The following is a 24,954-nucleotide window of genomic DNA, read 5'->3' as shown; positions in this document are numbered from 1 at the left end:
AAATCTTTCTAAATATGGTTCGAGGTGGGCAGCAGGATGGCTTCCACCATATCGCCTTCCCGGTATTTACGACCCCCGCTGACGAGATGCAGCACGCTATTTACTCCGACCAGAGCACTAATCATGTGCGAGCCCACATGGCGGCCATTAAATGGCGTCACCGTCGTCGGGGTAGCCGTGAAATCCACGATGGCTGGGACAAGTATGTCGCGGTCAGCTACTTTGGGAAGCTCGCCACAGAGCTTGCCTTCGACTGTCGCTGGCGAAGCTTTGGCAGGCGGAGCCAGGACAGGTTTTCCGGCAATCCTATCCAGCAGGGGCTGCACATACAGAACAAAGGAGATAAATGCCGCAACCGGATTTCCCGGCAAAGAAACCACGGGGACACGACGGCCAGCATCGTTAGTCCAGCACGACGCCCCTTGGTGGGAACCAGGTTTATGATTTACCCGGCCAAACCAGGAGTCGTTGGTATAAGTGAGCAAGACTTCGCGCACCACGTCGTAGACTCCCACGGCCACACCACCAGTGGTGATGATGACATCGTGATTAGCGGCGAGTTGTTCAAAAAGAGCGCGCAGCTTTTCTGGATCATCGTCGCACTGGGCAATCGTGGTGTGTGCCGGGCCCCAGGTCCGCACAAGGCCTGCGACCATGGGGCTATTGGAATCGGGAATCTTGCCGGGAGCGAGCGCCTCACCAGTAGGGTGTAATTCTTTGCCGGTAGAAATCACGGCCACTCGCGGTGCAGCATAGACTTCAACTTCGGCGATGCCAGCAGAAATTAACGTGGACAGCAGACCAATATCAATACCTTGACCAGTGTGTGCACAAAGCGTACCCGCTTTTAGGGATTCGCCTTTACGCCGGATGTGCAACTTAGCTGCATCAAAATTCTCCACGTGGACTTCCGCGGGCAGCGGCTGCGGGCCGGCGGGGATATTGGTGTACTCAACAGGCACGATGACTAAGTCCGCGGTCGAAGTATCCACTGGCGCCCCGGTCATGATCCGCACCGCAGCGCCAGCGGGTGGAGTAAGAGGAGCATCGCCCGCGGCGACATCACCGACAACGTCCAGCGTGGCGCTGCCCGTAGATTTGAGGTCAGCGCGGTGGAGAAGAAATCCATCCATCGCCGAGTTATCAAAAGGTGGGATAGCATTGATAACCTGCTGATCCGCGGCAAGTATGCGCGATAAGGCGTTGACATCTACCGGAATAGTTTCGGTATCGGGCACTGGTGCCAGCGATAAAATCGCTGCGCGATGCTGCTCCATGGTGCGCACATCTAAAGCAGGTGGGGTAGAAGGATCCGCCGGGTTCATAAAAGCCGATCTTAGCCACCGATGGCAGACATCGGGCGGTCTGGCTGCAAGAAGCCTTCATCATCCATTCCGTGCCCGGGCTTCTTCCGCCACATCTCTCCAGCCCACGCGGCAAGCAGTTCCTCGTCGCTGGCACCAGCACGCATCAAATCGCGCAGGGAGGTCTCCGAGTTGCCAAAGAGACAGTTGCGCACAGCGCCATCAGTGGTCAAACGCGTGCGGTCACAATCGCCGCAAAACGGCCGGGTGACAGAGGCGATAACGCCGATATTGCCCTCATAAATATTTTTATCTAAGGACACCTCTGCGTTCCATAGTTGTGCTGGAGCAGAACCGCGTGGTTCCTCGGCGGGGGTAAGCGAAATCTCTTCGCTAAGCCTGCGCAAAATATCATCAGCAGTGACCATATCCGAGCGTTTCCACTGCTCACGAGGTCCCAGCGGCATTTGCTCAATAAAACGCAGCTGGGCACCTTTGCGCAGCGCGAATTTCGCCAGCGGCACGATGTCATCTTCATTAATCCCTGGCATCACCACGGCGTTAATCTTGACTGGATTAAGACCAGCTTCGATGGCGGCATCGATAGCTTTGAACACGCCATCGAGCCGGTCACGCCGGGTCAACTGCGCATAGCGCTGCTTGTCGATGGTATCGAGCGAAATATTGACGCGATCTAGCCCAGCCTCCTTGAGCTGGTGTACGCGACGCTCCAGCCCCAGACCGTTAGTGGTCAGCGCAATTGAAGGCGGCAGGCCCTCATCGGTACGTAATTTTTTAGTCTCCGCAATGATATGTTCCAAAGACTTCCGCAACAGCGGCTCACCACCAGTAAAACGAATCTGGCGGATCCCCAACTTGGTCACGCTCAAGGTGATAAGGCGGATCACTTCATCATCGTCAAGCGTGTGCTCCGTGGCCATCCATTCCAGACCTTCTGCTGGCATGCAGTAAGTACAGCGCAGGTTACAACGGTCGGTCAAAGAAACCCGCAAGTCACGCGCCACGCGGCCATACTTATCTAGCAAACTGCGGGAACCATCAGCCTTGGCTGCTGGTAAATCCTTCGGGAGCGAAGTACTCGAGGCGTGCGAAAGGCCCATCTGGGGAAGGCCAAGAGACACTGAATGGTTCTCAGCTGCTTGCCCTTCATGGGGATTGAGGGAAGAAATCTGAGTAGTCATGTTCTATCCAGTCTAGGCTTTAAACACCGAAAAACCCAGTTTGAAAGGCGCGCCTGGACCATACCTGTTTATTCTTCTGCAGTCGGCCCGGATGCTTGGCCACGATGCGTGCTGAGGTTAATGGAACACACGCCAGGACGTGATAATGGGTGTAGCTCAAGGCGCAAGCGCGGATCGACGTCGGCATCGGTGAGATGTCCCAAGAAACCTTCGTGCACGGCGCACACGAAAGGATGCGGACGTGTGCCATTGACGGTCAGTGGACAAGCGTGCAAATCAAGGTCGGAACCTTGCGCGGAATCTAAATCGCCTGCCGGTGGTGATGGATCGAAGCCGAGGTCTCGAAGCTTGGCAAATAGGGATTCTAAGGCGTCCTTTTCTGTACTAACTCCGACAGGAGCTGCGCCTTTGGGATCCTTTTTCTCCATGGTCTGGGCCCACTGGCGGCCAACGTTGAGTGCTTGCGCATAGGTTTCCGGGGTCAAGTTTTCTTGGTCCACCAGCATGCTGGTGAGCACGCCGATGAGAGAGACATACTCTTCGGCGATGGTTTCAGTCTTTGGTGCACGAACGTGGAATACAAACGACGGACGGCCGCGGCCCTGGGCTGGCGCGGGCATGACCTGAACTGCATCTTTGGCAATGAGCTCGTCGAGGTGGCTGCGTACAGTGTTGACGTGCGAGTCCAGCATTTCGGCGATCTCTGAAATCTTCGCGCCTTGGGGGAATTCGTGCAGCGCGTCTAGGACTTTGCGCTGTTTGGGTGATAATCCCAAAGACTCGGGGAACAGATCAGAGCTGGAGCGGGGGACGCGCGAGGAAGAAGTCGCAGCACTGCTGGTCATCTGAATCAGCGTCCTTTCTTGAGGGTAAAAATTTGGAGGTTTCTTCTCCGATAAATCATGCAGTGTTAGCACGATGAGATTGAATAGATACTACCGTGACAATCGGTGAATTAAATAACCAACACTTTTCTATGGTCGATACTTCCGTAAGGGAAAGAACCAGTATATGCCCTAATTTTTAACTCCCGCTGTGATGTTTATACGAAAACTTCAAAGCTTCTTGAATAATAAGTACTATAAAACCCGTGGAAAAGAAATGGGTTGCTCATCGTGCCTTCTTTTTGGCATTCGCCGGCATATCTTTAATTATTGGCCTCGGCGCTGGACTAGCTCTTTTAGGACTCACAGTTCCGCGGCCTTTTGACGCCAAAGCGATCGAGCACGGCCCGTTGATGATTTTCGGTTTTATAGCAGGTGCCATTGTCATGGAGCGCACTGTAGCGACCAAGACCTGGTGGGCGTGGGCCGCACCTGCCTTTCATACCTTGGGCGTTGTTCTCCTTATTAGTGGTGCCCCACGACAGCTAACAGCGGTAGCGTTCTGCATGTCTTTTGCTACGCTTAGCGCCTGCTACGTCCTTATCTATCACCGGCAATCGACGCTGGAAGTAGTTATCCAAGCCGCCGGAACTATTGGAATCTTAAGCTCTGTTGTTCAGTGGGCTATAGCCGGTGACTTTGAACCTGCCATGCCTTTGGCTGCGGTATTTGTCGTAGCCACCATCATTGGGGAGCGGGTTGAACTAGCGCAGCTGAAGATTGCGCAGTCATCGGCGGATGTTTTATTAACTGCGCTATGCCTGGCGCTAGTGGCTGCCAGCTTGGTGTTCATCCTTGCCCCAGAACTTGGGCTTGCCGTGATGGGAGCACTCTTTCTCATCATCGCGTTAGCAGCAGTGCGTGTCGATGTCGCTATCAACCTTGTTTGCTCACGTGGCCTCCCGCGCTTTTCGGCGGCGTGCATGCTGGCTGCTTATGGGTGGCTGGCTGTTACTGGAATTTTGTGGATGAGCTCGCAATTTCTACCTGGGGAGCTGGTTTATGACGCGGCGGTTCACGCTGTGTTTATCGGGTTTACCTTGTCAATGATTTTTGCGCATGCTCCCGTGATTCTTCCAGCGGTGGTGCATCGTGCGCTGCCGTATCACTCAGTGCTTTATGTGCCCGTTGCCGCTGTGCACCTGGGACTGATTGTGCGCATTGTTTCCGATACTCAAAATTTTGTTCCAGGCCATCAGCTCGGTGGGGTTATCAATGCGGTCGGGGTGCTGGGATTTTTGCTCACCGCAGTCGTGCTAGCGGTGAGGGCGGCGTGGAAGAAAAGGAGCAAACAACGTGCACATAGCAATGCCTAATTCAGGGATGCCGCAGCAAGGAAAAAGTCTTCATGCAGGCCCCGTTGGCGTAACCGATGTGTCTTTGAAAGCACGCGGGCGTTGGCACACCATTGTCTTTGGCCTGATTTCAGTGTGGTTGGTGTGCGGAATTGGCTTGGTGATAGCCAGTAATTTTGGAGCAACGATTGCCTGGTGGGCCATTGTCCACTCCTTCACATTGGGAGTGGTGACCACAGCGATTTTGACCTATTCGCTGCACTTTGCCGAAGCACTCACGCGGCAGCCTACCTCTTCTTACCAGCCGATTATGGTGCGCATTAGCCTGGTGCAAGTAGGGCTTATTGTGCTTTTGCTCGACACCACAACAGGCACGTGGTCGATGCTTTCTGATATTGGTGCCACACTTGTCACCATTGTTGCGGGGTGGCATCTGTGGGTTATCTTTCGCATGCTGCGGACGTCACTGTCGACGAATTTTGCTGCCACGGTGCCGTTTTATCTCGCTGCCTTGGCTTTTCTCATCACCGCGGTAGTGGTGGCAGTCGTGGCGAGTCATGGCGTGGGCGATTACACCCGCATGATCGCAATTCATTCCCGCTTAACCATTTGGGGATTCGCGTGGCTGACTGTCTTGGGCACGATCATGACCTTGTTGCCGACGCTGACCTCGACGAAGATTCCGCCCCAAGTGATGAAACGCTGTACGTTTGCGCTTTCATTACACAGCGGCGGACTTATTGCGGCGTGCGGCTTTTATGCTGCTAGCTGGAATACCGGGGCGGGCATCTCGCAGCTTTTCATGGTGGTTGCTGCAGTACTTATCATGCAGCCATTGCTAGCCGGAATCTTTGCGAAGAACCAACGACTGCGCGCTGCCGCGATTTCTGTCATGGCAGGAGTCATTTGGCTGGTTGCGCTGTGTGCTGCCGATGCCGTCTGTGTCGGCTTGGGGCAAGAAACCAGAGAAATTACGCGTGCGCTAGCCCCAGCTTTTCTTGGCGCAGGTTTGCTGCAATTGGTCACCGGGGTATTGCTCCATCTATTACCCACCTTGCGCGGGGGCGGAAATCATGTGGTGACAGCTGCACGCCAATATGCCGATTTAGGCGGCTGGGCGCGGCTGGGGCTTATCAACTTCGGCGCCGTGCTGACACTGATATCCCCATCGCAGGTTCCGGCATCGACAGCCGTGCAGGCAGGACTCATACTCATCGCATTAGGGATTGCCGGACATATAGGCGTCCTGCTCAGTGCGTTAATTAGAGCTCATCATTAAAGGAAGACATCATGACACAAAACCTTATGGCTAATTCTTCACCCAACAGGCCGAATCAGCCTGCCGCGGGTGGTAGCAAAAAGCGCGCTGAATGGGCAGCGTGGTTAGTCATCGCTCTTGCAATTGCCGCTGTGGTCATTTTGATTGTCACCACCATGACGCCTTCTTCGGGTGGAGATGCGGGCCTGCCCAGAGAGGGACAGGCCCAGCACCAAAACGATCGGTCTGTTGTATCCACCGGTGAGGTTGTAGAACTCGACGTTGAGGTCGAAGGCATGGCTTTTGTGCCTAATTCAGTAGAGATTGCAGCAGGAGACAGCCTCAAAATCACCTTTACCAATACCGGCGACCAGGTCCATGATCTAAAAATTGGCAATGATGAAACCGGGCGCGTGAACCCCGGCAATACGGCAGTGCTAGAAACTGCGCCCATTGGGGAAAGCATCCAAGGATATTGCACAATTGTCGGTCATCACTCCCAAGGCATGGTCTTCGATGTCACTGTCACAGGCACAGCCACAGGGACAGCGACGGGGAATGCCGCAGGAAATGCCGCAGGCGAACACAATCATGAGGTGGTGGCGGGGGATAACCCACACGTGACGGTGCCGAGCATGGCGGAGTTGGGAACACAACGCGAAGGCTTTAAAGCTTTTGATGCCAGCTTAAAACCAGCGCCGAGCACAACCGTGCACGAATACACCTGGGTGGCTACAGAAGAAAAGCGTGAAGTTGCACCAGGGATTGAACAGGTACAGTGGCTTTTCAACGGCCAAGCACCAGGACCTACCTTGCGCGGCACGATAGGAGATACTTTCCGCATCACCCTGCGTAACGAAGGAACGATGGGGCACTCCCTGGACTTTCACGCCGGTGAAATCAGCCCAGATCAGGCAATGGCCACTATTCAACCCGGCGAAGAAGTAGTTTATGAGTTCACGGCACGCCGGGCTGGCATCTGGATGTATCACTGCGCCACGATGCCGATGAGCTTGCACATCGCTAATGGTATGGCTGGAGCAGTCATTATTGACCCGCCGGCAGATTCAGAACTTGCGCTGGCGGATGTTGATGCGGAATACGCAATGATTGCTTCAGAGATCTTCTTAGGAGAATCTGAAGTCGGCGCAGATCCACAGCGCGTTGCGAATGGCGAATTCGACCTCATGGCTTTTAACTACTATCCATCGCAATACGCGTTGGAGCCATTGCAGGCGAAAGTGGGAGACACGATCCGAATGTGGATTATGAATGTTGGTCCCGATGAGCCGTTGAGTTTCCATGTGGTGGGCGAGGTCTTTGACACCGTATTTACCGAAGGCGCGTATACGGTGCGCGATACGGCCGAAACCGGTTCCCAAGCCCTGTCGCTGCTGCCAGCCCAGGGCGGTTTTGCGGAAATGACCTTCGACGAACCCGGAACCTATACCTTTGTTAATCACGTAATGACCCGCGCTGAGAAAGGTCAGAGCGGGTCAATCGTGGTCGTAAAATGAAGGAATCTACGAATCCGGAATTTTAGCTAGGAAGAGCGCGGTGGGCGGCTGCGGTCGGAGTTGCCGCGGCGCTCGGAGTTGCGGTCTAGCTGTGAAGCAGGAGATCGCACTGGCTCCCACGCAACGTGGGAACGCATATCGGTGGTGCGGGTATCACGCGAGCGGTAGACCACATAAGGACGCGTGACATAACCAACTGGTGCTGAGAATGCGTGGACCAGGCGAGTAAATGGCCACACCGCTATCAAGGTAAAGCCAGCCAGGACATGGACCTTAAACTGCCACGGGACATTCGACATGAGCTCAGGCTGGATGTTGAAAATCAACAGGTTACGCAGCCACGGCGAAATGGTTTCGCGGTAGTCATAGCCGTTGGTGCCCAAAGTATCGAAAAGCTGCAAGGAGAATGTAGCAATCGTGCCCGATAAGATAGCTCCACCCAAAAAGATGTACATAACTTTGTCTGAGCGAGACGTGGCCAAAAATACCGAACGATTAACCACGCGACGATAGATCAAACCGACCAGGCCTAGAACCGTGGCAATCGCGGCCAGCGCGCCGGGATAAGTGGCAATCAAGTGGTAAAAGTGGTCCGAAATCCCTACCGAACGAGTCCAGGACTTCGGAATGGCCAGGCCCATTAGGTGTCCGACGATAACGAAGACCATGCCCCAGTGAAACAGTGGCGAAGACATGCGCAGCAGTTTGGATTCATAGATTTGCGAAGAGTGCGTTGTCCAGCCAAACTGGTCAGTGCGCCAACGCCAAAAGATACCGACGAAGAATGCGACGATGGCCAGCCATGGGAACGCGCCCCAGAGGAAATTTTCAAAGTATTCCATGGTGATAGTCCTTTTATAGATCGTCTGGTTGGACGGTCGGGAATGGAAGATCGGCAATACCCACAACCTCTGCGGGCGGGCCGGTACGGATTAGGTCCACGTATTTCTGGGCGATCTCTGCATCGACACGCGGCAATGCGCGGCACACAGCAATGATGAGGGAGACATAAGGCGAATCCGTGTGCTCTAAGGCAGCACGGAGAACTTCCAGTCCGTCCCGGTAGCTGGCCACAAACTCCACGGCCTGCTCATGCGATGAACCTTCCGAAAGCCCGAGGGCCTCTAGCACCACGCAGAGGTGGTCTGGCAGCTCATCATTTTCATCAAAGTCGAAGCCCAGCGAACGCAGCTGCTCGCCGAAAGCCAAAATGGCCATTCCGCGCTGGCGAGTATCGCCAACTGCGTAGTAGGAAAGAAACAGCGAACAGCGACGGCGCTGGTCAAAGGTTTCCACGTAGTGCTCTTCGACATCGCGCAAACTAGCGGAATACGCCCAGCTGAAGAACTCGCGGAAATCCTCGGAGATCGCCTGAGGGAGATCCTCTACGTGCTGTTCAACCGCTGCGACGGTGTCATGGAAATTCTCGTCCGGGTACTGCAGCAGGACAGACACTGCCATGGCGACGGTGCGGCGCTGGTGTTCAGTTACCGCAACTGGTGTGATCAGCTCGGCCGGAATCCGGCCGGTGTGGGTACGCCTGGGATCGGCAGCGCCTACTTGCGCACTGATGGTGGCGCGGCTGGTGCGCTCGACATCTTTGGCGCCGCCAGACGCACCCATGCCAGCGGGTGTGCCGTAGCCTGCCAAAGTGTCGTGGTCTAGGGGAGGTAGGTGTGAGTGATGATGTGGGGAAGAGATCGTGAATTTTCCTGCACCAGGCAGGAGCTTGAGCTTGTCGAAAATACCCATGGTGATTAGCTTTCTTCCTCACGCCGTGGTGGGAACATGCCATCAGGGCGGTCACCGGTCCAGGACAATAGCGATACCTTGCCGGATTCGCCGCCACCGTGGCTGGAACATGCTTCAGGTGCGCCCATGCCCAAATCCGCAAAGGCCTTGTCCATCGCGCGGGTCGGGTCAGTGTCACCGAAGGGATCCAGGTCAGCAATGCCGCGCGGGGTTTCAGGCGAAGCAGTAGGGATGACGTAGCGGTCGTCGTACTTGGCAATAGCCAGCAGACGATACATTTCCTGAATCTGCTTACCGGTCATACCAACTGCTTCGGCGATTTCTTCCTGCGGCTCATTGCCGAGGTTGATATCGCGCATATAGGACCGCATGGCGACGAGACGACGCAGGGATTTCTCCACCGGGACGGTATCGCCGGCGCTGAAAAGTCCTGCCAGATAATCCAGCGGGATGCGCATATTCGCCAACGTTGAAAACAGCAGCTTATGGTCTTCGCCGTCATAGCCCGCGGCGGTGATTTCATCGACTACTGGAGACAGAGGCGGAACGTACCAAACCATAGGCAAGGTGCGGTACTCGGGGTGCAAGGGAAGCGCGACCTCGTATTTGAAGATCATGTCGTAGATAGGCGACTGCTGTGCTGCATCAATCCAGGAGTGCGGGATTCCCTCACGCTTGGCGCCCTCGATGACCTCAGGGTCATTGGGGTCTAACAAGATGGACTTTTGAGCTTCCAGAAGGTCCTTCTCATCGGGTACAGACGCTGCTTCTGCAACGCGGTCGGCGTCGTAGAAGATAACACCTAGGTAGCGCAGACGGCCGACGCAGGTTTCCGAACACACAGTTGGCTGGCCAACTTCCAAGCGCGGGTAGCACAAGGTACATTTTTCAGCCTTGCCGGTCTTGTGGTTGAAGTAAACCTTCTTATAAGGACAGCCAGAAACACACATGCGCCAGCCGCGGCACTGGTCCTGGTCTACAAGGACGATGCCGTCTTCAGCGCGCTTGTACATCGCACCCGAAGGACAGGAGGAAACACACGTCGGGTTTATGCAGTGTTCACAAATACGCGGCAGATAGAACATGAAGGAGTCTTCAATCTGCTTTTTGACCGCGATATTCATCTTGTTGAGCACCGGGTCACTATCCATGGTGGCGGTGGAGCCACCGAGGTTGTCGTCCCAGTTAGAGGACCATTCAATCTTGTTGATTTCGCGGCCATCAATTTGGGATACGGGCTTCGCCGTGGGCTGGGTTTTCTGACCCGCCTTAGCACCCATCAAATCTTCATACTGATAGGTCCATGGCTCGTAGTAGTCATGGATGGTGGGCAAGTTCGGGTTGTGGAACAAGGTGAGCAGCTTCTTGATGCGGCCACCGGCCTTGGGCTTGAGCTTGCCGCTGCCGGTTAAGCTCCAGCCACCTTGCCACTTTTCCTGATCTTCCCAGGTGCGTGGGTAGCCCACACCAGGGCGGGTTTCAACGTTGTTGAACCAGATGTATTCAGTGCCTTCGCGGTTGGTCCACGCCTGCTTACATGTCACCGAACAAGTGTGGCAACCAATGCACTTGTCCAGGTTCATGATCATGGCGATTTGTGCCATTACCTTCATTAGTACTGCACCTCCTGGGAGCGGCGACGAACACGGGTAACTTCGTCGCGGTTATTACCGGTTGGACCGATGTAGTTGAAGTGATAGGTCAGCTGGCCATAGCCGCCAGCGATATGTACAGGCTTGATGAGAATGCGCGTCAGAGAGTTGTGCGTGCCGCCGCGGCGGCCGGTGTGCTCATTGAGCGGGGTGCCCACGGTGCGTTCCTGGGCGTGGTTCATGATCATCGTGCCTTCGGGAATGCGGTGGGAGACAATTGCACGAGCACTGACTACACCGTTGCGGTTGTAGACTTCGACCCATTCGTTGTCCGCGACACCAATCTTCTCGGCATCCTTATTCGACATCCACACGACCTGGCCACCACGGGAAATGGACAGGACATGCAGGTTGTCAAAGTATTGCGAGTGGATAGACCACTTGTTGTGGGTGGTCAGATAGCGCAGTGAAATTTCCACTTCGCCGTTGTTGTTGAAGGTTTCCCCTGGGTTGAATTCACCGTGCAGGTGCAGGTGATCCAGCGGCGGACGGAAGACCGGAAGTGATTCGCCGTAGTCCATAAACCAGTCGTGGTCGATGTAGTAGTGCATGCGACCGGTCAAGGTGTGCCATGGCTTATCGAATTCCACGTTGATGGAAAAGGCGGTGTACCGGCGGTTGTTGCGCTTATCTGCCGTCCACTCCGGCGACGTGATGATCTGGGTCGGGCGTTCTTTAATCGTGTCCCAGGAAATGCGGACGTCCTGATCGGATGCGGCCAAAGGCGAGAGATCTTTGCCGGTACGTGAGGACAGGTAGTCAAAGCCGTTGGCAGCAACCTCACCGTTGGAGACACCCGATAAGTGCAAGATGGCGTCGATGACCTTGGTGTCCCTCGACAAATCAACAAGTTCACCCATGGAGGTCTCTGAGGTTCCACATATGAGCTCAAGTTCTTTGACCTGCTTGCTGACATCGAACTTGGTGCCGTGAACGGCAGTTCCTGCCTTGGCGGTCAAAGGACCCAAGTGCGACCACTTTTCATAAATCTTCGTGTAGTCGCGCTCCACCACAGCAAGCTTCGGCATGGTGACACCTGGAATATAGCCTTGCTTTTCGACGTCAGGTACCACGCCATTTGGCATGCCCAATTCATCCGGGCTGTCATGGTGGCTTGGTTGGGTCACCACGTCACGTTGGGTGCCCAGCCAGCGCACAGAGAGCGCAGACAACGATGCAGAGAGATCGCGGAAGACTTCAAAGTCGGTGCGAGCTTCCCACGGCGGGTTGATAGCCGCGTTGAAAGAGTGCAGGTAGGGGTGCATGTCTGTCGATGACATGTCGTGCTTTTCGTACCATGTTGCAGCCGGCAACACGATGTCGGAGACCAAGGTGGTGGAGGTATTGCGGAAGTCCGTGGTCAGCATCAAATCGAGCTTTCCTTGCGGCGCCTTCTCATGCCATTTAATGGTCTCCGGGCGCTCGCCCTCCGCTAACTCCTGCGCGGTGGCATCAGAGTCCACTCCGAGTAAGTGACGCAGGAAGTATTCCGTACCCTTTGCGGAAGAACCCATGAGGTTGGTGCGCCAGTTGAGCAAGATGCGTGGCCAGTTTTCTTCGGCCGAGGGGTCATCGTAAGCAAAGCCCAGTTCACCAGATTGCAGTTGTTGCGGGATGTATTCCTTGACATCCATGCCTGCCTTCTCGGCTTCATCGGCAAGCAACAGTGAATTGCGGTTGAACTGTGGATACGCCGGCATCCAACCGCGACGCATGGATTCGGCCATCGTGTCCGAGACCATCTTCGAACCAATCGAACCACGCTGCGCAAGCGGTGATCCCAAGTGCGATGCTTGGGTGTTGTCATAGCGCCATTGCTCAGTGCCGAAGTAGTAGAAGGCCGTGGTCACCATGTGGCGCGGTGGGCGTTGCCAGTCTGTGGCCATCGCCCATTGCTGCCAACCATTCATTGGGCGCAGCTTTTCCTGGCCGACGTAGTGCGCCCAGCCACCACCGTTGACACCTTGGGTGCCACACATCGAGGTCAACGCCAAGAATGTGCGGTAGATGGTATCCGCGTGGAAGTAGTGGTTAACACCAGCACCCATAATGATCTGGGAGCGGCCTTCAGAATCCGCGGCATTTTGCGCGAACTCGCGGCCGATACGGATAGCGGCATTGGCTGGCACACCGGTTAGGGTTTCCTGCCACGCTGGGGTTCCGACCTCAGTCGCGTCGTGGAAGTCCTCTGGCCAGCTACCCGGAAGGTTCAGCTCAGGGCGGTTAACACCATAGTGCGCGAGCATGATGTCAAAGACCGTGGTGTATTTAACGCCGTTGATCTCACGGTAGGGAACACCGCGGTGCACAACGCCGGCGCCGATGGGGCGGCCGGTGCCGACTTCTTCTGGCTTGGCATCAAGATCAAAGCGCGGGAAGAGTACCTCTGCGGTACCGAAGCTATCAGTCTCCGCAATGGACATGACTGGGTCGACGCCTTCGAGTGAGAGGTTCCAACGGGAAGTGGATTCATCCCAGCGGTCGGCAACGGTGCCGCCTGGATCGACAATCTTGCCGTCGGTTTCCATCATCAGGGTGCGGTGGGTTGCGTTCGCCGATGCGCGCAGCTCGGCGTACTCATCACCTTCCAATTGGCTGGCGGTGAGGAATTTGCCAGGGGTGTAGGTGGTTTCACCGGAAGTGCTGGAGTGTGCTTCATCGGTGTTTTCTTCCAGAGCCACGAGGAACGCGGAGTCCGTGAACTTGCGCATGTAGTTGAGGAAGTATGGTTCCTGGCGGTCGACATGGAAAGTCTTCAAGATGACATGACCCATGGAAAAGGCGAGCGCTGCGTCTGTACCTGGGTTAATACGTGCCCACTCATCAGCGTGCACAGTGTTATCAGCAAAGTCAGGGGAGACTACAACGACCTTGGTGCCGCGGTAACGGGCCTCGACCATGAAGTGCGCGTCCGGGGTACGGGTGACTGGGATATTGGAGCCCCACATCATCAGATATGAGGAGTTGTACCAGTCACCAGATTCCGGCACGTCGGTCTGGTCACCGAAGGTCTGCGGGGAAGCCGGTGGCAAGTCGGCATACCAGTCGTAGAAGGACAGCGCCACGCCGCCAATCATCTCCAAAAAGCGTGTGCCCGCACCGTAGGAGACCTGGGACATTGCCGGAATAACGGTGAAGCCGTTGATGCGGTCGGGGCCGTATTCACGGATGGTGTAGACGTGTGCTGCCGCTGCCATTTCAATGGCTTCTTCGTAGTTAATACGAATGAGTCCACCCTTGCCGCGCTGGCTGATATATGCATTGCGCTTTTCCGGATCTTGCTGGATTTCCCGCCACGCCAGCACCGGATCCTTCAGGCGTTCTTTGGCCTCGCGGTACATATCCACCAGCACGCCGCGGGCATAAGGGTAGCGAATACGCGTGGGCGAGTAGGTGTACCAGGAAAAGGATGCGCCACGAGGACAGCCGCGGGGTTCATATTCGGGCATGTCATTGCCGTTGGTGGGGTAGTCAACCGCCTGTGATTCCCACGTGATGACGCCGTCTTTGACATAGACCTTCCACGAGCAAGAGCCGGTGCAGTTTACGCCATGGGTGGAGCGAACCATCTTGTCGAAAGCCCAGCGGTTGCGGTAGAAGACATCAGCTTGGCGGCCGCCTTGTAAAAATAGCTGCTGTCCGCCGGAGCCGGAGGTTCCCTTGCGCAGGTGGGAACCCATCTCAAACAGTGAGTTTGTGGAGCTACGTGAAGTTCTGGAAGAACTTGTGGTTGCTTTAGTCATGAGGGGAAATCCTTTGGGTTAATGGAAATTGGACAATCTGCACGAAGTATTTATCCGGGGTAGGGAGCCTTGGGGCGGGCGTAGAAAATCCATGTGAGCACGGTGCAGATGGCGAAGAAGACCACACAGCCCCAGAAGAAAGCCTGGATGGGCATCAGCGAGAGCAAGATACCGACGACAAAGGGGCCGAATGCACCAATCGCGGAGGTCCAGCCGATGACGCCACCGGCCTGGTGCTTAGGGAAAATCATGGGCATTTGTTTAAAGGTGCCTGCGTTGCCAAGACCTGTGAAGAAGAACATCAAGAGCATCGCGCCGAGGAACCACCAGAATTGGTCTGGGTCGGTGGGGTTCAAAAATAGTGCGGCAACAGCGGTAAAGATGGTCATACCGATACCACCGATAAACGTCCAGATGGCACCACCGAACTTGTCACACAACGGGCCCCATGCGGCGCGAACACCAGCACCAATGAGTGGGCCTAAGAAGGCATAAGCTGCACCACGAGGCAGATTTTCAACGCCAATAGTTTCAGCAAAAGAGGAACCGGAACCATAGATTTGGTTGATGATGAGTGCGAATTGCGCGGCAAAGCCTGCAAAAGCGCCGAAGGTCATCAGATAGACCACGGTCATCACCCAGGTGTTGACGTTGCCAAAGATTGAAAGCTGTTGACGGAAATTAGCTTTGACCGGGACGTCTTTAAGGTAGGTCCATGCCAACAGCGCACAGACGATTGCCCACGGTGCCATGAAAATAGCTGGATTGTGAACGAATACATTCGATCCATCTGGAAGGCGTTGTGGGGCGACGAAACCAATGCCCAAGAGCGTAAAGCCCATCAGCCACGGTGCGACTAGCTGAATGAAAGAGATACCAAAGTTACCGATACCAGCTTGCAAGCCCAAGGCAGTGCCTTGCAGGCGCTTAGGAAAGAAGTAGCCCGTCGAAGGCATAAAGCCTGCGAACACACCGCCGCCGAAACCGGACGCAAAGGAAATGGCGAGCAATTCCCAAAAAGGCGTGTTTTCTGGACGTTGGACTACTGAGAACCAGCCCAGCATGGGCAGTAAGAACAATAGTGCTGAAAATGTAACCAGCTTCCGCGTGCCTAGCACTGGGGGCAGGAACATGAAGACCAGACGGAACAGCCCGGCAGAAAGTCCTGAAATGGCGGTGAGCGCATAAAGCTGGCTATCGGTTAGGTCGAAACCGATTTGATTCAGCAGCGGGGCGATAGCGGAAACCAAGTACCAGGCGCTGAAACCCACTGCCATCGTGGCGGTGGTAATGGTCAAAGTGCGCCAGGCAATAGCCTTGTCCCACTTCTCCGGATCTTCAGGATCCCAGCCATGAAGAATTCTTCCGGAGCTATCTAGTTGAGTACCGGGGGAACTGAGTTTAGACATTTATCCTCGCTTGAAAAAGAAAGGGAACCAATGGGGTGCCTAGTGAATAGATTAGCTTGCTAAGCTCAATTATTAGCTGTTTAAACCGGTAAAACCCGTTTAATTACGCAACACTAATATTGCCTAATTGACCTGCAGAAACTGTCGATGCAGGCAGACTAGTTTTTGGGTTAAAACAGTATTTCCGTACTGTTAAATGTTATTTTCATCACGATGGTGTAAAAGCCGGAAAAGGGAACTTTATGTACCCCACAACGACACCCCTGAAGGCAGCTGTGATTGTGGTTTCAGACCGAATTTCCAGCGGTCTCAAGCCGGATCATGCGGCTGATAGTGCTGTCGAAATGTTGCAGGGCGCGGATGTAGAAATTTCACACCGGGAAATCGTGCGCGAAGAAGAAGCCGCTTTTACTATCGCGCTGCAATCGCGGCTGCAGGCAGGCGATGACATTATTGTCACGCTTGGCGGCACAGGAACGCGTGTCGGCAACGTTGTCCCCGAAGTAACGGGCCGACAAATCTGCGCGCGCCTGCATGGGCTGGAGACGCAAGTGTTGCTTAAAGGCTTAGAATCTTCACCCAAAGCAGGGCTTAGCCGCGGGGTAATCGGCGTGACCAAGTACGGTCACCCCACGACCTTGATTGTGAATTCTGCCGGCTCCCGCGGCGCGGTGACTGATACTCTCAGCGTTGTTTTGCCGCGCGTCGACGATATTCTGCGCGAGTGCTAGCGGCCAGGACTATAAATCTTGGCCAGGGGATCGTTTAGTCCTGGTCGGCCTCGACGTCCCTAATCGCCTCGGGGTCCTCGGGATTGCTAGAGCCTGGGCCCTCAAGCTGGATGATGTTGTAGTCACCTTCTGCGAGATGTGAGCGCATATCCTTCTTATCGAATTTGCCGACCGAAGTTTTATCCAAGGACTTCACGAAGGTCCAATATTCCGGAAGCATCCATTTCGGCAGTTCCTTGCGCAGCGCTTCACGCAGGCGTTCAGCTGTCTCAATAGTTGGTGAGATACCTGGGCTCAAAACGGTGATAGCCAAAGGTCGTTCGACCCACTTCTTATCGGGATAGCCGATAACGGCGGCTTCAACGACTTCCGGATTGTTCATGATGAGGTTCTCCAACTGTACGGAATAAATCCATTCACCACCCGAGCGAATAACATCACGTGCACGGTCAGAGACATTGAGGAAGCCGTCTTCATTGACGTAACCCACATCGCCGGTGCGCAACCAGCCATCGGCAGTAAATTTATTGGTGGCGGTGTCTGTTGCCTTGCCGCGAAATTCCGATGCGGACCCGTCATCATGTTCAGCAGGGGAGTCGTAGTACTCCTTGGTTACAAGGTTGCCGCGGACCTGGATTTCACCGGCGTTGCGGTCGGTGGTGGCCACAACTTGGCCGTCGTTGACAACCCGGTATTCCAATGAGGCAGGGAACCGGCCTTGAGAAACCCGATATGCCCAGCGTGCATCACCCGAAGCTCCTGAAGGAGGACGAGCAACTGTACCCACGGTGGAAACTTCAACCATGCCCCAGACATGGATAACATCGACACCATACTTTTCTTCCCACACGCGGATTAACTGTTCCGGTGCGGGGGAGCCGCCGGCGTAAATTTCAACGAGAGACATGCGCTCTGGTGGATTGTTGAGGTAGTGAACCATCAATTGGATCCACAGCGTTGGAACACCATGCGCCACACGCGGGTGGGTGGTGGCAATGATTTTTGCCAGCGTCGGCGCAGAAACATTGGAATCCGGCAAAATGAGCGGCGTGCCTGTCATCCATGCGGCAAAAGGGACACCCCAGGACAGTACGTGATAAATCGGGATGCAGCACAAGAAAGACTCACCGTGGGTAATGGCTAAGCTATCGGTGGTGCGAAGCAGCATTGCTTCTAAATAGATCGAGCGATGTGAGTAGACCACGCCTTTGGGCGCTCCCGTTGTACCTGTGGAATAACACAGTGCCGCAGCGGTATTTTCATCCAGCGTTGGCCAGGCATAAACCGAGGACTTGCCGTCTAGTAATGATTCATAGGAATAGACTTCAACATTTCGACCAAAGTGATGAGCAAAATGGCGTGGGTTCTGCGTGCCGGTAAAGACCACGGCGCGCACGGTATCAGCACCGGCGAGAACCTTGCCTAGCTGTTCCGCCAGGCGCGGATCGGCAACGACCACTTCAATCTCTGCGTGATTGACGATATGACGGATCTGGTCATTCATCAGCTGCTTGTTCAATGGGGTAAATACAGCCCCTTTACAGGATGAGGCGAACATGACTTCTAGGTGCTCCGCACAATTCCACAGCAGTGTGCCCACTCGTTCGTCGCCGGTGATCCCTAGGTCATCGTGAAGCGCATGAGCAAAGGCGGCAGCGCGGGCGGCAATGTCAGCGAAAGTAGTTTCTTCTGCTGGGCTGTCGCTTGCGTCTTCGCCTGCTCGTCCGCCGTGCCAGGTGGTGACTTTAGTGTTGGCGTGAACGGTAGAGCCGTACGTCAATATCCGTGAAATTGAAAGGGGGATATCCATCATGGTCGAAAGCATGTGTCCCACTTTAGCGGTGCTGGTGGTGATGCGTTATACTAATAGCTGACTGATTGACTGCTCGCTATTTAGTCGAGTGTGCAACATATCTACCAGCGCTGATGAAGCGTAGAAAACAGTCACATCACCTGATGATTGGTCCCTGACTTGTACTGTCACTTTTTGGGCCTCACATGGGGAATGAAGAAACTTTCGCCGTAAAATTATTGTTTCAGGCGAGAATATAAATAGCTTAAAGTACCGTAACGGCCTGCTTGAAAATGGCGCAGTTCAGCGAAGCTGTACACATACTGTCGCAGGCTATGAAAGGACATCCGTGAGCGATACGGACATCAACTCCGCACAGGATTTGGCCTCCCTAAAGCTAACTGAGCTGCGCACAATTGCTGCTCAGAAGGGTTTGCGTGGAGTTTCAGGTTTGCGTAAAGGTGACTTGATTACCGCAATTGTTTCCGGCCAAGTGCCGGGCAAGGCAGAGCCTGCTGCCAAGAAGGCATCGGCTAAGGCTGCACCTCAAGCTGATGCACCAGCTGCAAAGAACGAGGACAACGCTGCGGAAAAGACGCAGTCTGCCCCTAGCGGTGCTGCTGAGGAAGACAAGCCAAAGTCTGGCGCCCGTCGTGCACGTCGCGTCGTGCGTTCGACTAGTTCAGCACGTGCTGAAGATGGTGCACAGGATTCTGCACAGGCTGAGAAGGCTGCGGCTTCTGCATCAAGCGCTAGCGAAGATGCCGGCAAGGCCGACACTTCTGTTTCTAATGAGGGGGAAGGCAGCGAAGAACACCGCTATGAATCCCGCTCCCAGGCTCGTCGAGCACGTCGTCACCGCGCACGTCGCAATGATCAATCCGGTTCAGATGAGAGCCAGGCATCGACAAGCGCTAGCGCATCTGATGACCAGCCAGATTCTGACTCCGAGCGCAACGACAACCGCCGTAATGCACGCGATAACAACGAAGAGAGCGACTCTTCGAAAGATAACCGTGGCGATAATTCCAATAACCACCAGCGCGGGGGCCGCAACAACAACCGCCGCAATGACCGCAACGACAACCGCGGTGGCGATAACCGTGGTAGCGATAACCGCAACGGCAATGGCGACCATGATGGCGACAACCGCAATGGTGATAGCCGTGGCAACGACAACCGCGATAACAATCGTGGTGGTCGCAATAGCAACCAGGATGATGACAACGGACGTCGTGGACGTCGCGGTCGTCGCAACCGTCGCAACCGCGGGGGCAATGACAGCCACGGTGGTCAAAACAGCAATGACATGCAGGTTCGCGATGGTGACGAGCTGCAGGCTGTTGGCGGCATCCTAGAGGTTGTCGACCACAACGTTGCCTTCCTTCGTACCACCGGTTACCGCGCGATGAGCAGCGACGTCTTTGTTAACAGCAACCTGGTGCGCCGTTTGGGTCTGCGCTCCGGTGATGCTGTGACTGGCCAGGTCAAGGTTGGCGGTGCAACCCACTCGCACGGCAACGGCCGCAACCGCCGCAAGTACAACCAGTTGGTTCGCGTCGACACGGTCAATGGTCTAGAACCAGAGCAGGCTAAGAGCCGCCCGCAGTTTTCTAAGCTCACTCCGCTGTACCCGAACCAGCGTTTGCGCTTGGAAACCACACCAAATGTGCTGACCACTCGTGTTATAGACTTGATCATGCCTATTGGTAAGGGTCAGCGTGCGCTGATTGTTTCGCCTCCTAAGGCTGGTAAGACCACCATTTTGCAAAATATTGCAAATGCTATCGCTACCAACAACCCAGAGTGCTACTTGATGGTTGTGTTGGTTGATGAGCGCCCTGAGGAAGTTACCGATATGCAGCGTTCGGTCAAGGGGGAAGTTATTGCTTCGACCTTCGACCGCCCACCATCAGAGCACACCGCTGTGGCGGAGCTGGCGATTGAGCGTGCAAAGCGCCTGGTAGAGCAGGGCAAGGACGTTGTGGTTCTGCTGGACTCGATTACTCGTTTGGGTCGTGCCTACAACAACTCTTCACCAGCATCTGGACGTATTTTGTCCGGTGGTGTGGACTCGAATGCGCTTTACCCACCAAAGCGTTTCTTGGGTGCAGCACGCAACATCGAAGATGGCGGTTCTTTGACTATTATTGCTACCGCGATGGTGGAAACCGGTTCTACCGGTGACAATGTCATCTTCGAGGAATTCAAGGGCACCGGTAACGCGGAGCTGAAGCTGGATCGCTCTATTTCTGAGCGTCGCGTCTTCCCAGCGGTTGACGTCAACCCATCGGGTACCCGTAAAGACGAGCTTCTGCTGGTTCCAGATGAACTGCGTATCATGACTAAGCTGCGTCGCATCCTGTCTGGTATGGATTCCCACCAGGCTATTGACCTGCTGATTAAGCAGCTCAAGAAGACCAAGTCCAACGCTGAGTTCCTCATGGGTATTGCAACTTCTGCTCCTATGACGGCAAGCCTTGAAGAGGAGGACTACTCCTAATGGCCAATGAAGTTTCACTGGTAGATGACATCGTCTCTGAATACCAAGGTATTGAGATGCAGATGGCAGACCCAGAGGTTGCCTCTGATCAGACACAGTTTCGTAAGTTGTCGAAGCGTTATGCCGAATTGCGCCCGATCATCGTGGTGCACACTGAGCTATCGCAGGCGAAAGACGATCTCGCAGATGCCAAAGAAATGGCGTATGAAGATCATGACTTCCAGGAAGAGGCACAGCGTCTAGAAGGCGTTGTTCTCGAGCTGGAAGAGCAGCTTGCAGACTTGCTGGCACCACGTGATGAGCATGATTCCGAAGACATCATCATGGAAATTAAAGCGGGTGCCGGCGGCGAGGAAGCAGCGCTGTTCGCGGCTGACCTTGCGCGCATGTATGAGCGTTATGCAGATAAGTCTGGCTTTAGCTGGGAAGTTATCGGCATTAACGAATCTGATCTCGGTGGCGTTAAGGACATGACCATTACGTTCAAGTCCAAGACCCCATCGCGTGATGGTGCGTGGTCTGTGTTCAAGTTTGAAGGTGGCGTGCACCGCGTTCAGCGTGTGCCAGTCACCGAGTCGCAGGGGCGTATTCAGACTTCAGCAGCAGGTGTGTTGGTCTACCCAGAACCAGATGAGGTCGCAGAAGTCCACATCGATGAAAAGGATATTCGCGTCGATGTATACCGCTCTTCCGGTAAGGGTGGACAGGGCGTTAACACCACGGACTCCGCGGTGCGTCTAACCCACTTGCCAACAGGTCTGGTTGTGACTTGTCAGCGTGAGCGTTCACAGATTCAAAACAAGGCTCGCGCAATGCAGGTTCTGCAGGCTCGCCTGGAGCAGATGGAACGTGAACAGCGTGAGGCAGAAGCTGGTGAGCAGCGTGCATCGCAGGTGCGCACCATGGACCGCTCTGAGCGCATCCGCACCTACAACTGGCCAGAAAATCGTATTACCGATCACCGCATTGGATACAAGGCAAATAACTTGGACTCTGTGCTCGATGGCGATATGGGTAGCTTGATTGAAGCTTTGCAGGCGCAAGAGCGTGCAGAGCGCATGGAATCTGAAGGCTAGTTGTCAATGAGCCAGAAGGCTACGTATGAAAAGGCGCTTCGCATTGCCGCGGAGCGCCTTCGCGCTTCGGGAATAGATTCGGCAATGTGGGATGCCCGCATGGTGCTTGCACACGTGCTCAAGGTCGGTCACATGGATATTCCTTTGCAGAAGGAAGCTGGTGACCTAGAAGAGTTTGACGCTCTTATTGCTCGTCGTGCGCAGCGCGAACCTTTGCAGCATATCGTGGGCACAGCGCCTTTTGGGCCCTTGGACCTGGAGGTTGGTGAGGGCGTGTTCATCCCACGCCCGGAGACTGAAATGTTGGCTGATTGGGCAGTGAACCATTTAAGTCGGCAGCATCGACGCGGAGTGCAGCCTGCGCCAATTGTTGTGGATTTGTGTACGGGTTCGGGGGCTTTGGCAGCTTATATCGCGCACTATCGCCCGGATGCTCACATTGTCGCAGTAGAGCTTTCCGATGCAACCCTGCCCTTTACCTCACGTAATCTCGCGGGCACTTCCGTGGAGATCAAACAAGCAGATGTCACAAGCGAAAAGCTTTTAGAGGTCCTTTCTGATCTGGTGGGCAAAGTCGATCTTTTAGTAACTAATCCGCCTTATGTCCCTGAAGATCCGAATCTTGCCCCGGAAGTGTATTTTGATCCCCATGATGCGGTCTTTTCCGGTGATGATGGCATGGACACGATTAAGGCGATGCTGCCGAACGTTCTGGCGTTACTCAAACCCGGCGGGGCAGTGGGCATTGAACATGATGATTCCACATCCAACGCTGTGCAAGAGGCAGCGCGTGAGGCGGGCCTAGTCAATGTTTCACCCTTGAAGGACCTAGGCGGGACCGCGCGATTTGTGTTGGCTCAGGCACCGGGTGGAGGATAGCGGAGCAAGACTCGGCACAAGAGACTGCGCCAATATTTGGCAGTAGTACTATGAGAAGCCTAAATACGCCTTAGGCCATCGATACACGAAGCAACACTTTTTAAAAGTGGGGAGCAAACACATGCAAGGAAAGATTTACGATTGCTCAGACGAGCAGCAACGCGCTGAAGGGATTGCGCTGGCAGCACGAGCCGCGAAGTCTGGCCAGCTGATCGTCACCCCAACCGATACTGTTTATGGGCTTGGATGCGATGCTTTCGACAATAACGCTGTTGCCAACCTCTTAGCAGCGAAGCACCGTGGACCTGATATGCCAGTGCCAGTCTTGATTGGCTCCTGGGATACCGCCAAAGGGTTAGTACAGACTTTTACTGACCAGGTGCAGCTCATCACCGAAGCATTCTGGCCAGGAGGATTGTCCATCGTCGTTCCGCAGGCGCCTTCATTGCCATGGAATTTGGGAGATACCCGCGGCACCGTGATGTTGCGTATGCCATTGCATCCCATTGCTATTGAACTGCTTCGCGAGGTCGGCCCGATGGCTGTTTCTTCCGCGAATATTTCTGGCCAGGCACCGGCCACAACTGCGATTGCTGCTAAGCAACAATTAGGCAAGAGTGTCTCGGTGTACCTTGATGGCGGGGAAGCACCAATTGGTGAACCTTCCACCATAATCGATCTTTCCGGCCCATGGCCATATCTTTTGCGCGAAGGCGCACTATCTGCTGAACGCATCGGCGAGGTTATTGGTGTGGATGCGCAGCGCTTGCGCACCCGACCTGGAGCGCAGTAATTCATGACTGGTTCTGGCGTGCCGTTGCGGGAACTAGGGCTGGTGATCCTAGTTGCCGCGGTGCTGACTTTTCTTGTGACCGGAATCGTTCGTTCCGTCCTCGTGCGCACTGGCAAAGTCGCTGAGATTCGTCTGCGCGATAGTCACTCGCAACCCACCCCGCAGCTCGGTGGCGTCGCGATGTTCGTGGGCTTTATGGCAGCTATCTTCCTAGCCTCGCAATTGCCTGCGCTCACACGCGGATTTATGCCTGTGACTCCGGAAATATCTGCCGTTATCTGGAGCGCTGTAGCGATTGTCATCGTCGGAGTCATAGATGATCTCTATGAGCTCAGCGCATGGATAAAACTGGTTGGTCAGATTGTCGCAGCGGCACTATTGAGCATTTTGGGATTGTCTTGGACTATCCTCTTTATTCCTTTTGACGGTGGAACCACCGTCTTATTGGATCAATTCCAGTCTTCAATCTTGACTACATTCGTCACGGTTCTGCTTATCAACGCTATTAACTTCGTTGATGGACTCGATGGGCTAGCAGCGGGTCTGGGACTTATCGCCGGTGGCGCCATCTTAATCTTCTCGCTCACGGTTCTCTATGACCAGGGCGGGGCAGTATCGGCGTATCCACCGGCCATTATCTCCGCAGCACTAGTGGGCATGTGTATTGGCTTTTTGCCACATAACTTCGAACCTTCGCGCATCTTCATGGGCGACTCAGGCGCGATGCTCATCGGACTGCTTCTGGCCGCCGCTTCGACCTCGGCTTCGGGCAAGATTACGCAGTCGCTGTATGGAACCGCAGACGTTGTGGCGTTGGTCAGCCCCTTCATCGTTGTCTGTGCAGCTGTCTTCGTCCCTGTCCTAGACCTCGTATGGGCAGTAATTCGCCGAGTCTCCCAAGGTAAATCTCCCTTTGCTGCAGATAAGGCGCACATCCACCACCGGCTGTTGTCTTTAGGCCATACGCACCGCCGCACCGTATTGGTGCTTTATTTGTGGGTCTCGGCTGTTGCCTTTGGCGCAGTTAGCTACTCGATTGTTCCGCCACTGATCGCAACCATCGCAACAATTTTGGCGCTGGTGGTTGCAAGTGGCGTGACACTAATTCCGTTGCGTCGTGGGAAAATCGACTTGCCAGCCAAGCGTTGACGTAGACAGGCTTTT

At 54.8% G+C, this 24,954-nt stretch carries 18 protein-coding genes; 9 read left to right on the top strand and 9 right to left on the bottom strand.

What is annotated here, in order from left to right:
* Window positions 1-8: 8 nt before the first annotated feature.
* The 3 genes from CSTAT_RS07950 to CSTAT_RS07940 all read right to left on the bottom strand — a co-directional run bounded on the left by CSTAT_RS07950 (window position 9) and on the right by CSTAT_RS07940 (window position 3,351).
* Window positions 9-1,325: a molybdopterin molybdotransferase MoeA gene (locus CSTAT_RS07950; protein WP_075723037.1), complete on the bottom strand. Its 1,317-nt coding sequence runs from the start codon at window positions 1,323-1,325 to the stop codon at window positions 9-11.
* Window positions 1,326-1,336: 11 nt separating this feature from the next.
* The gene (moaA, locus tag CSTAT_RS07945) at window positions 1,337-2,425 is read right to left on the bottom strand and encodes a GTP 3',8-cyclase MoaA (protein WP_228385364.1); all 1,089 of its coding nucleotides are present in this window, start codon (window positions 2,423-2,425) and stop codon (window positions 1,337-1,339) included.
* Between the two features lie 149 nt (window positions 2,426-2,574).
* On the bottom strand, window positions 2,575-3,351 hold the full coding sequence (locus tag CSTAT_RS07940; protein ID WP_075723036.1) for a helix-turn-helix domain-containing protein: 777 nt from the start codon (window positions 3,349-3,351) through the stop codon (window positions 2,575-2,577).
* A 245-nt stretch (window positions 3,352-3,596) separates the two neighbouring features.
* On the opposite strand from CSTAT_RS07940, the gene CSTAT_RS07935 reads away from it, so the two are divergent.
* Genes CSTAT_RS07935 through CSTAT_RS07925 form a run of 3 tightly spaced genes read left to right on the top strand, consistent with a single transcriptional unit; the run spans window position 3,597 to window position 7,460 of the window.
* Entirely contained in the window at window positions 3,597-4,706 is a 1,110-nt protein-coding gene (locus CSTAT_RS07935; protein ID WP_075723035.1) for a hypothetical protein, read from the top strand.
* On the top strand, window positions 4,687-5,964 hold the full coding sequence (locus tag CSTAT_RS07930; protein ID WP_244892806.1) for a beta-carotene 15,15'-monooxygenase: 1,278 nt from the start codon (window positions 4,687-4,689) through the stop codon (window positions 5,962-5,964). Before CSTAT_RS07935 ends, CSTAT_RS07930 begins: the two co-directional genes overlap by 20 nt.
* Window positions 5,965-5,975: 11 nt before the next feature.
* Window positions 5,976-7,460: a multicopper oxidase domain-containing protein gene (locus CSTAT_RS07925; RefSeq protein ID WP_075723034.1), complete on the top strand. Its 1,485-nt coding sequence runs from the start codon at window positions 5,976-5,978 to the stop codon at window positions 7,458-7,460.
* A gap of 26 nt (window positions 7,461-7,486) precedes the next feature.
* Here the strand turns inward: CSTAT_RS07925 and narI are convergent, their stop codons facing one another.
* From narI to CSTAT_RS07900, 5 genes are read right to left on the bottom strand one after another with little or no spacing between them, the layout of a single operon-like run.
* Window positions 7,487-8,302 carry a respiratory nitrate reductase subunit gamma gene (gene narI / locus CSTAT_RS07920; RefSeq protein WP_075723033.1) on the bottom strand — a complete coding sequence of 272 codons (816 nt, stop codon included), beginning with the start codon at window positions 8,300-8,302 and terminating at the stop codon, window positions 7,487-7,489.
* A 13-nt stretch (window positions 8,303-8,315) separates the two neighbouring features.
* Window positions 8,316-9,212, bottom strand: a complete 897-nt coding sequence (gene narJ / locus CSTAT_RS07915) for a nitrate reductase molybdenum cofactor assembly chaperone (RefSeq protein ID WP_075723032.1) — start codon at window positions 9,210-9,212, stop codon at window positions 8,316-8,318.
* A gap of 5 nt (window positions 9,213-9,217) precedes the next feature.
* Entirely contained in the window at window positions 9,218-10,825 is a 1,608-nt protein-coding gene (narH, locus tag CSTAT_RS07910) for a nitrate reductase subunit beta (protein ID WP_066837177.1), read from the bottom strand.
* Window positions 10,825-14,607 carry a nitrate reductase subunit alpha gene (locus tag CSTAT_RS07905; protein ID WP_075723031.1) on the bottom strand — a complete coding sequence of 1,261 codons (3,783 nt, stop codon included), beginning with the start codon at window positions 14,605-14,607 and terminating at the stop codon, window positions 10,825-10,827. Before CSTAT_RS07905 ends, narH begins: the two co-directional genes overlap by 1 nt.
* A 50-nt stretch (window positions 14,608-14,657) precedes the next feature.
* Window positions 14,658-16,016, bottom strand: coding sequence for an MFS transporter (locus CSTAT_RS07900; RefSeq protein WP_066794727.1), 1,359 nt, complete (start codon window positions 16,014-16,016; stop codon window positions 14,658-14,660).
* 281 nt (window positions 16,017-16,297) lie between these two features.
* Here CSTAT_RS07900 and CSTAT_RS07895 point away from each other — a divergent pair, with 281 nt between their 5' ends.
* On the top strand, window positions 16,298-16,747 hold the full coding sequence (locus CSTAT_RS07895) for a molybdopterin-binding protein (protein ID WP_231725472.1): 450 nt from the start codon (window positions 16,298-16,300) through the stop codon (window positions 16,745-16,747).
* Between the two features lie 34 nt (window positions 16,748-16,781).
* Here the strand turns inward: CSTAT_RS07895 and CSTAT_RS07890 are convergent, their stop codons facing one another.
* Window positions 16,782-18,572: a long-chain fatty-acid--CoA ligase gene (locus CSTAT_RS07890; RefSeq protein ID WP_075723030.1), complete on the bottom strand. Its 1,791-nt coding sequence runs from the start codon at window positions 18,570-18,572 to the stop codon at window positions 16,782-16,784.
* 316 nt (window positions 18,573-18,888) lie between these two features.
* Here CSTAT_RS07890 and rho point away from each other — a divergent pair, with 316 nt between their 5' ends.
* From rho to CSTAT_RS07865, 5 genes are all read left to right on the top strand, one after another.
* Window positions 18,889-21,042 carry a transcription termination factor Rho gene (gene rho, locus CSTAT_RS07885; RefSeq protein WP_075723029.1) on the top strand — a complete coding sequence of 718 codons (2,154 nt, stop codon included), beginning with the start codon at window positions 18,889-18,891 and terminating at the stop codon, window positions 21,040-21,042.
* Window positions 21,042-22,118 carry a peptide chain release factor 1 gene (gene prfA / locus CSTAT_RS07880; RefSeq protein ID WP_075723028.1) on the top strand — a complete coding sequence of 359 codons (1,077 nt, stop codon included), beginning with the start codon at window positions 21,042-21,044 and terminating at the stop codon, window positions 22,116-22,118. The genes rho and prfA overlap by 1 nt, the downstream gene beginning before the upstream one ends.
* A gap of 6 nt (window positions 22,119-22,124) precedes the next feature.
* Window positions 22,125-22,997: a peptide chain release factor N(5)-glutamine methyltransferase gene (prmC, locus tag CSTAT_RS07875; protein WP_075723027.1), complete on the top strand. Its 873-nt coding sequence runs from the start codon at window positions 22,125-22,127 to the stop codon at window positions 22,995-22,997.
* Window positions 22,998-23,118: 121 nt separating this feature from the next.
* Complete coding sequence (locus tag CSTAT_RS07870) at window positions 23,119-23,790, top strand: L-threonylcarbamoyladenylate synthase (RefSeq protein WP_075723026.1); 672 nt, start codon at window positions 23,119-23,121, stop codon at window positions 23,788-23,790.
* 3 nt (window positions 23,791-23,793) lie between these two features.
* Window positions 23,794-24,939: a glycosyltransferase family 4 protein gene (locus tag CSTAT_RS07865; RefSeq protein WP_075723025.1), complete on the top strand. Its 1,146-nt coding sequence runs from the start codon at window positions 23,794-23,796 to the stop codon at window positions 24,937-24,939.
* Window positions 24,940-24,954 lie beyond the last annotated feature (15 nt).

The sequence above is a fragment of the Corynebacterium stationis genome, assembly GCF_001941345.1.
GTDB lineage: Bacteria > Actinomycetota > Actinomycetes > Mycobacteriales > Mycobacteriaceae > Corynebacterium > Corynebacterium stationis.
Note: the sequence above shows the minus strand (reverse complement) of the source record. Positions and strands in the feature narration are given on the sequence as shown.

What these genes read in the sequence shown, in the direction of transcription:
- CSTAT_RS07950 (WP_075723037.1), bottom strand. Translation starts at nt 1,325, where the DNA reads ATGAACCCGGCGGATCCTTCTACCCCACCTGCTTTAGATGTGCGCACC.
- moaA (WP_228385364.1), bottom strand. Translation starts at nt 2,425, where the DNA reads ATGGGCCTTTCGCACGCCTCGAGTACTTCGCTCCCGAAGGATTTACCA.
- CSTAT_RS07940 (WP_075723036.1), bottom strand. Translation starts at nt 3,351, where the DNA reads ATGACCAGCAGTGCTGCGACTTCTTCCTCGCGCGTCCCCCGCTCCAGC.
- CSTAT_RS07925 (WP_075723034.1), top strand. Translation starts at nt 5,976, where the DNA reads ATGACACAAAACCTTATGGCTAATTCTTCACCCAACAGGCCGAATCAG.
- narI (WP_075723033.1), bottom strand. Translation starts at nt 8,302, where the DNA reads ATGGAATACTTTGAAAATTTCCTCTGGGGCGCGTTCCCATGGCTGGCC.
- narJ (WP_075723032.1), bottom strand. Translation starts at nt 9,212, where the DNA reads ATGGGTATTTTCGACAAGCTCAAGCTCCTGCCTGGTGCAGGAAAATTC.
- narH (WP_066837177.1), bottom strand. Translation starts at nt 10,825, where the DNA reads ATGAAGGTAATGGCACAAATCGCCATGATCATGAACCTGGACAAGTGC.
- CSTAT_RS07905 (WP_075723031.1), bottom strand. Translation starts at nt 14,607, where the DNA reads ATGACTAAAGCAACCACAAGTTCTTCCAGAACTTCACGTAGCTCCACA.
- CSTAT_RS07900 (WP_066794727.1), bottom strand. Translation starts at nt 16,016, where the DNA reads ATGTCTAAACTCAGTTCCCCCGGTACTCAACTAGATAGCTCCGGAAGA.
- CSTAT_RS07890 (WP_075723030.1), bottom strand. Translation starts at nt 18,572, where the DNA reads ATGCTTTCGACCATGATGGATATCCCCCTTTCAATTTCACGGATATTG.
- prfA (WP_075723028.1), top strand. Translation starts at nt 21,042, where the DNA reads ATGGCCAATGAAGTTTCACTGGTAGATGACATCGTCTCTGAATACCAA.
- prmC (WP_075723027.1), top strand. Translation starts at nt 22,125, where the DNA reads ATGAGCCAGAAGGCTACGTATGAAAAGGCGCTTCGCATTGCCGCGGAG.
- CSTAT_RS07870 (WP_075723026.1), top strand. Translation starts at nt 23,119, where the DNA reads ATGCAAGGAAAGATTTACGATTGCTCAGACGAGCAGCAACGCGCTGAA.
- CSTAT_RS07865 (WP_075723025.1), top strand. Translation starts at nt 23,794, where the DNA reads ATGACTGGTTCTGGCGTGCCGTTGCGGGAACTAGGGCTGGTGATCCTA.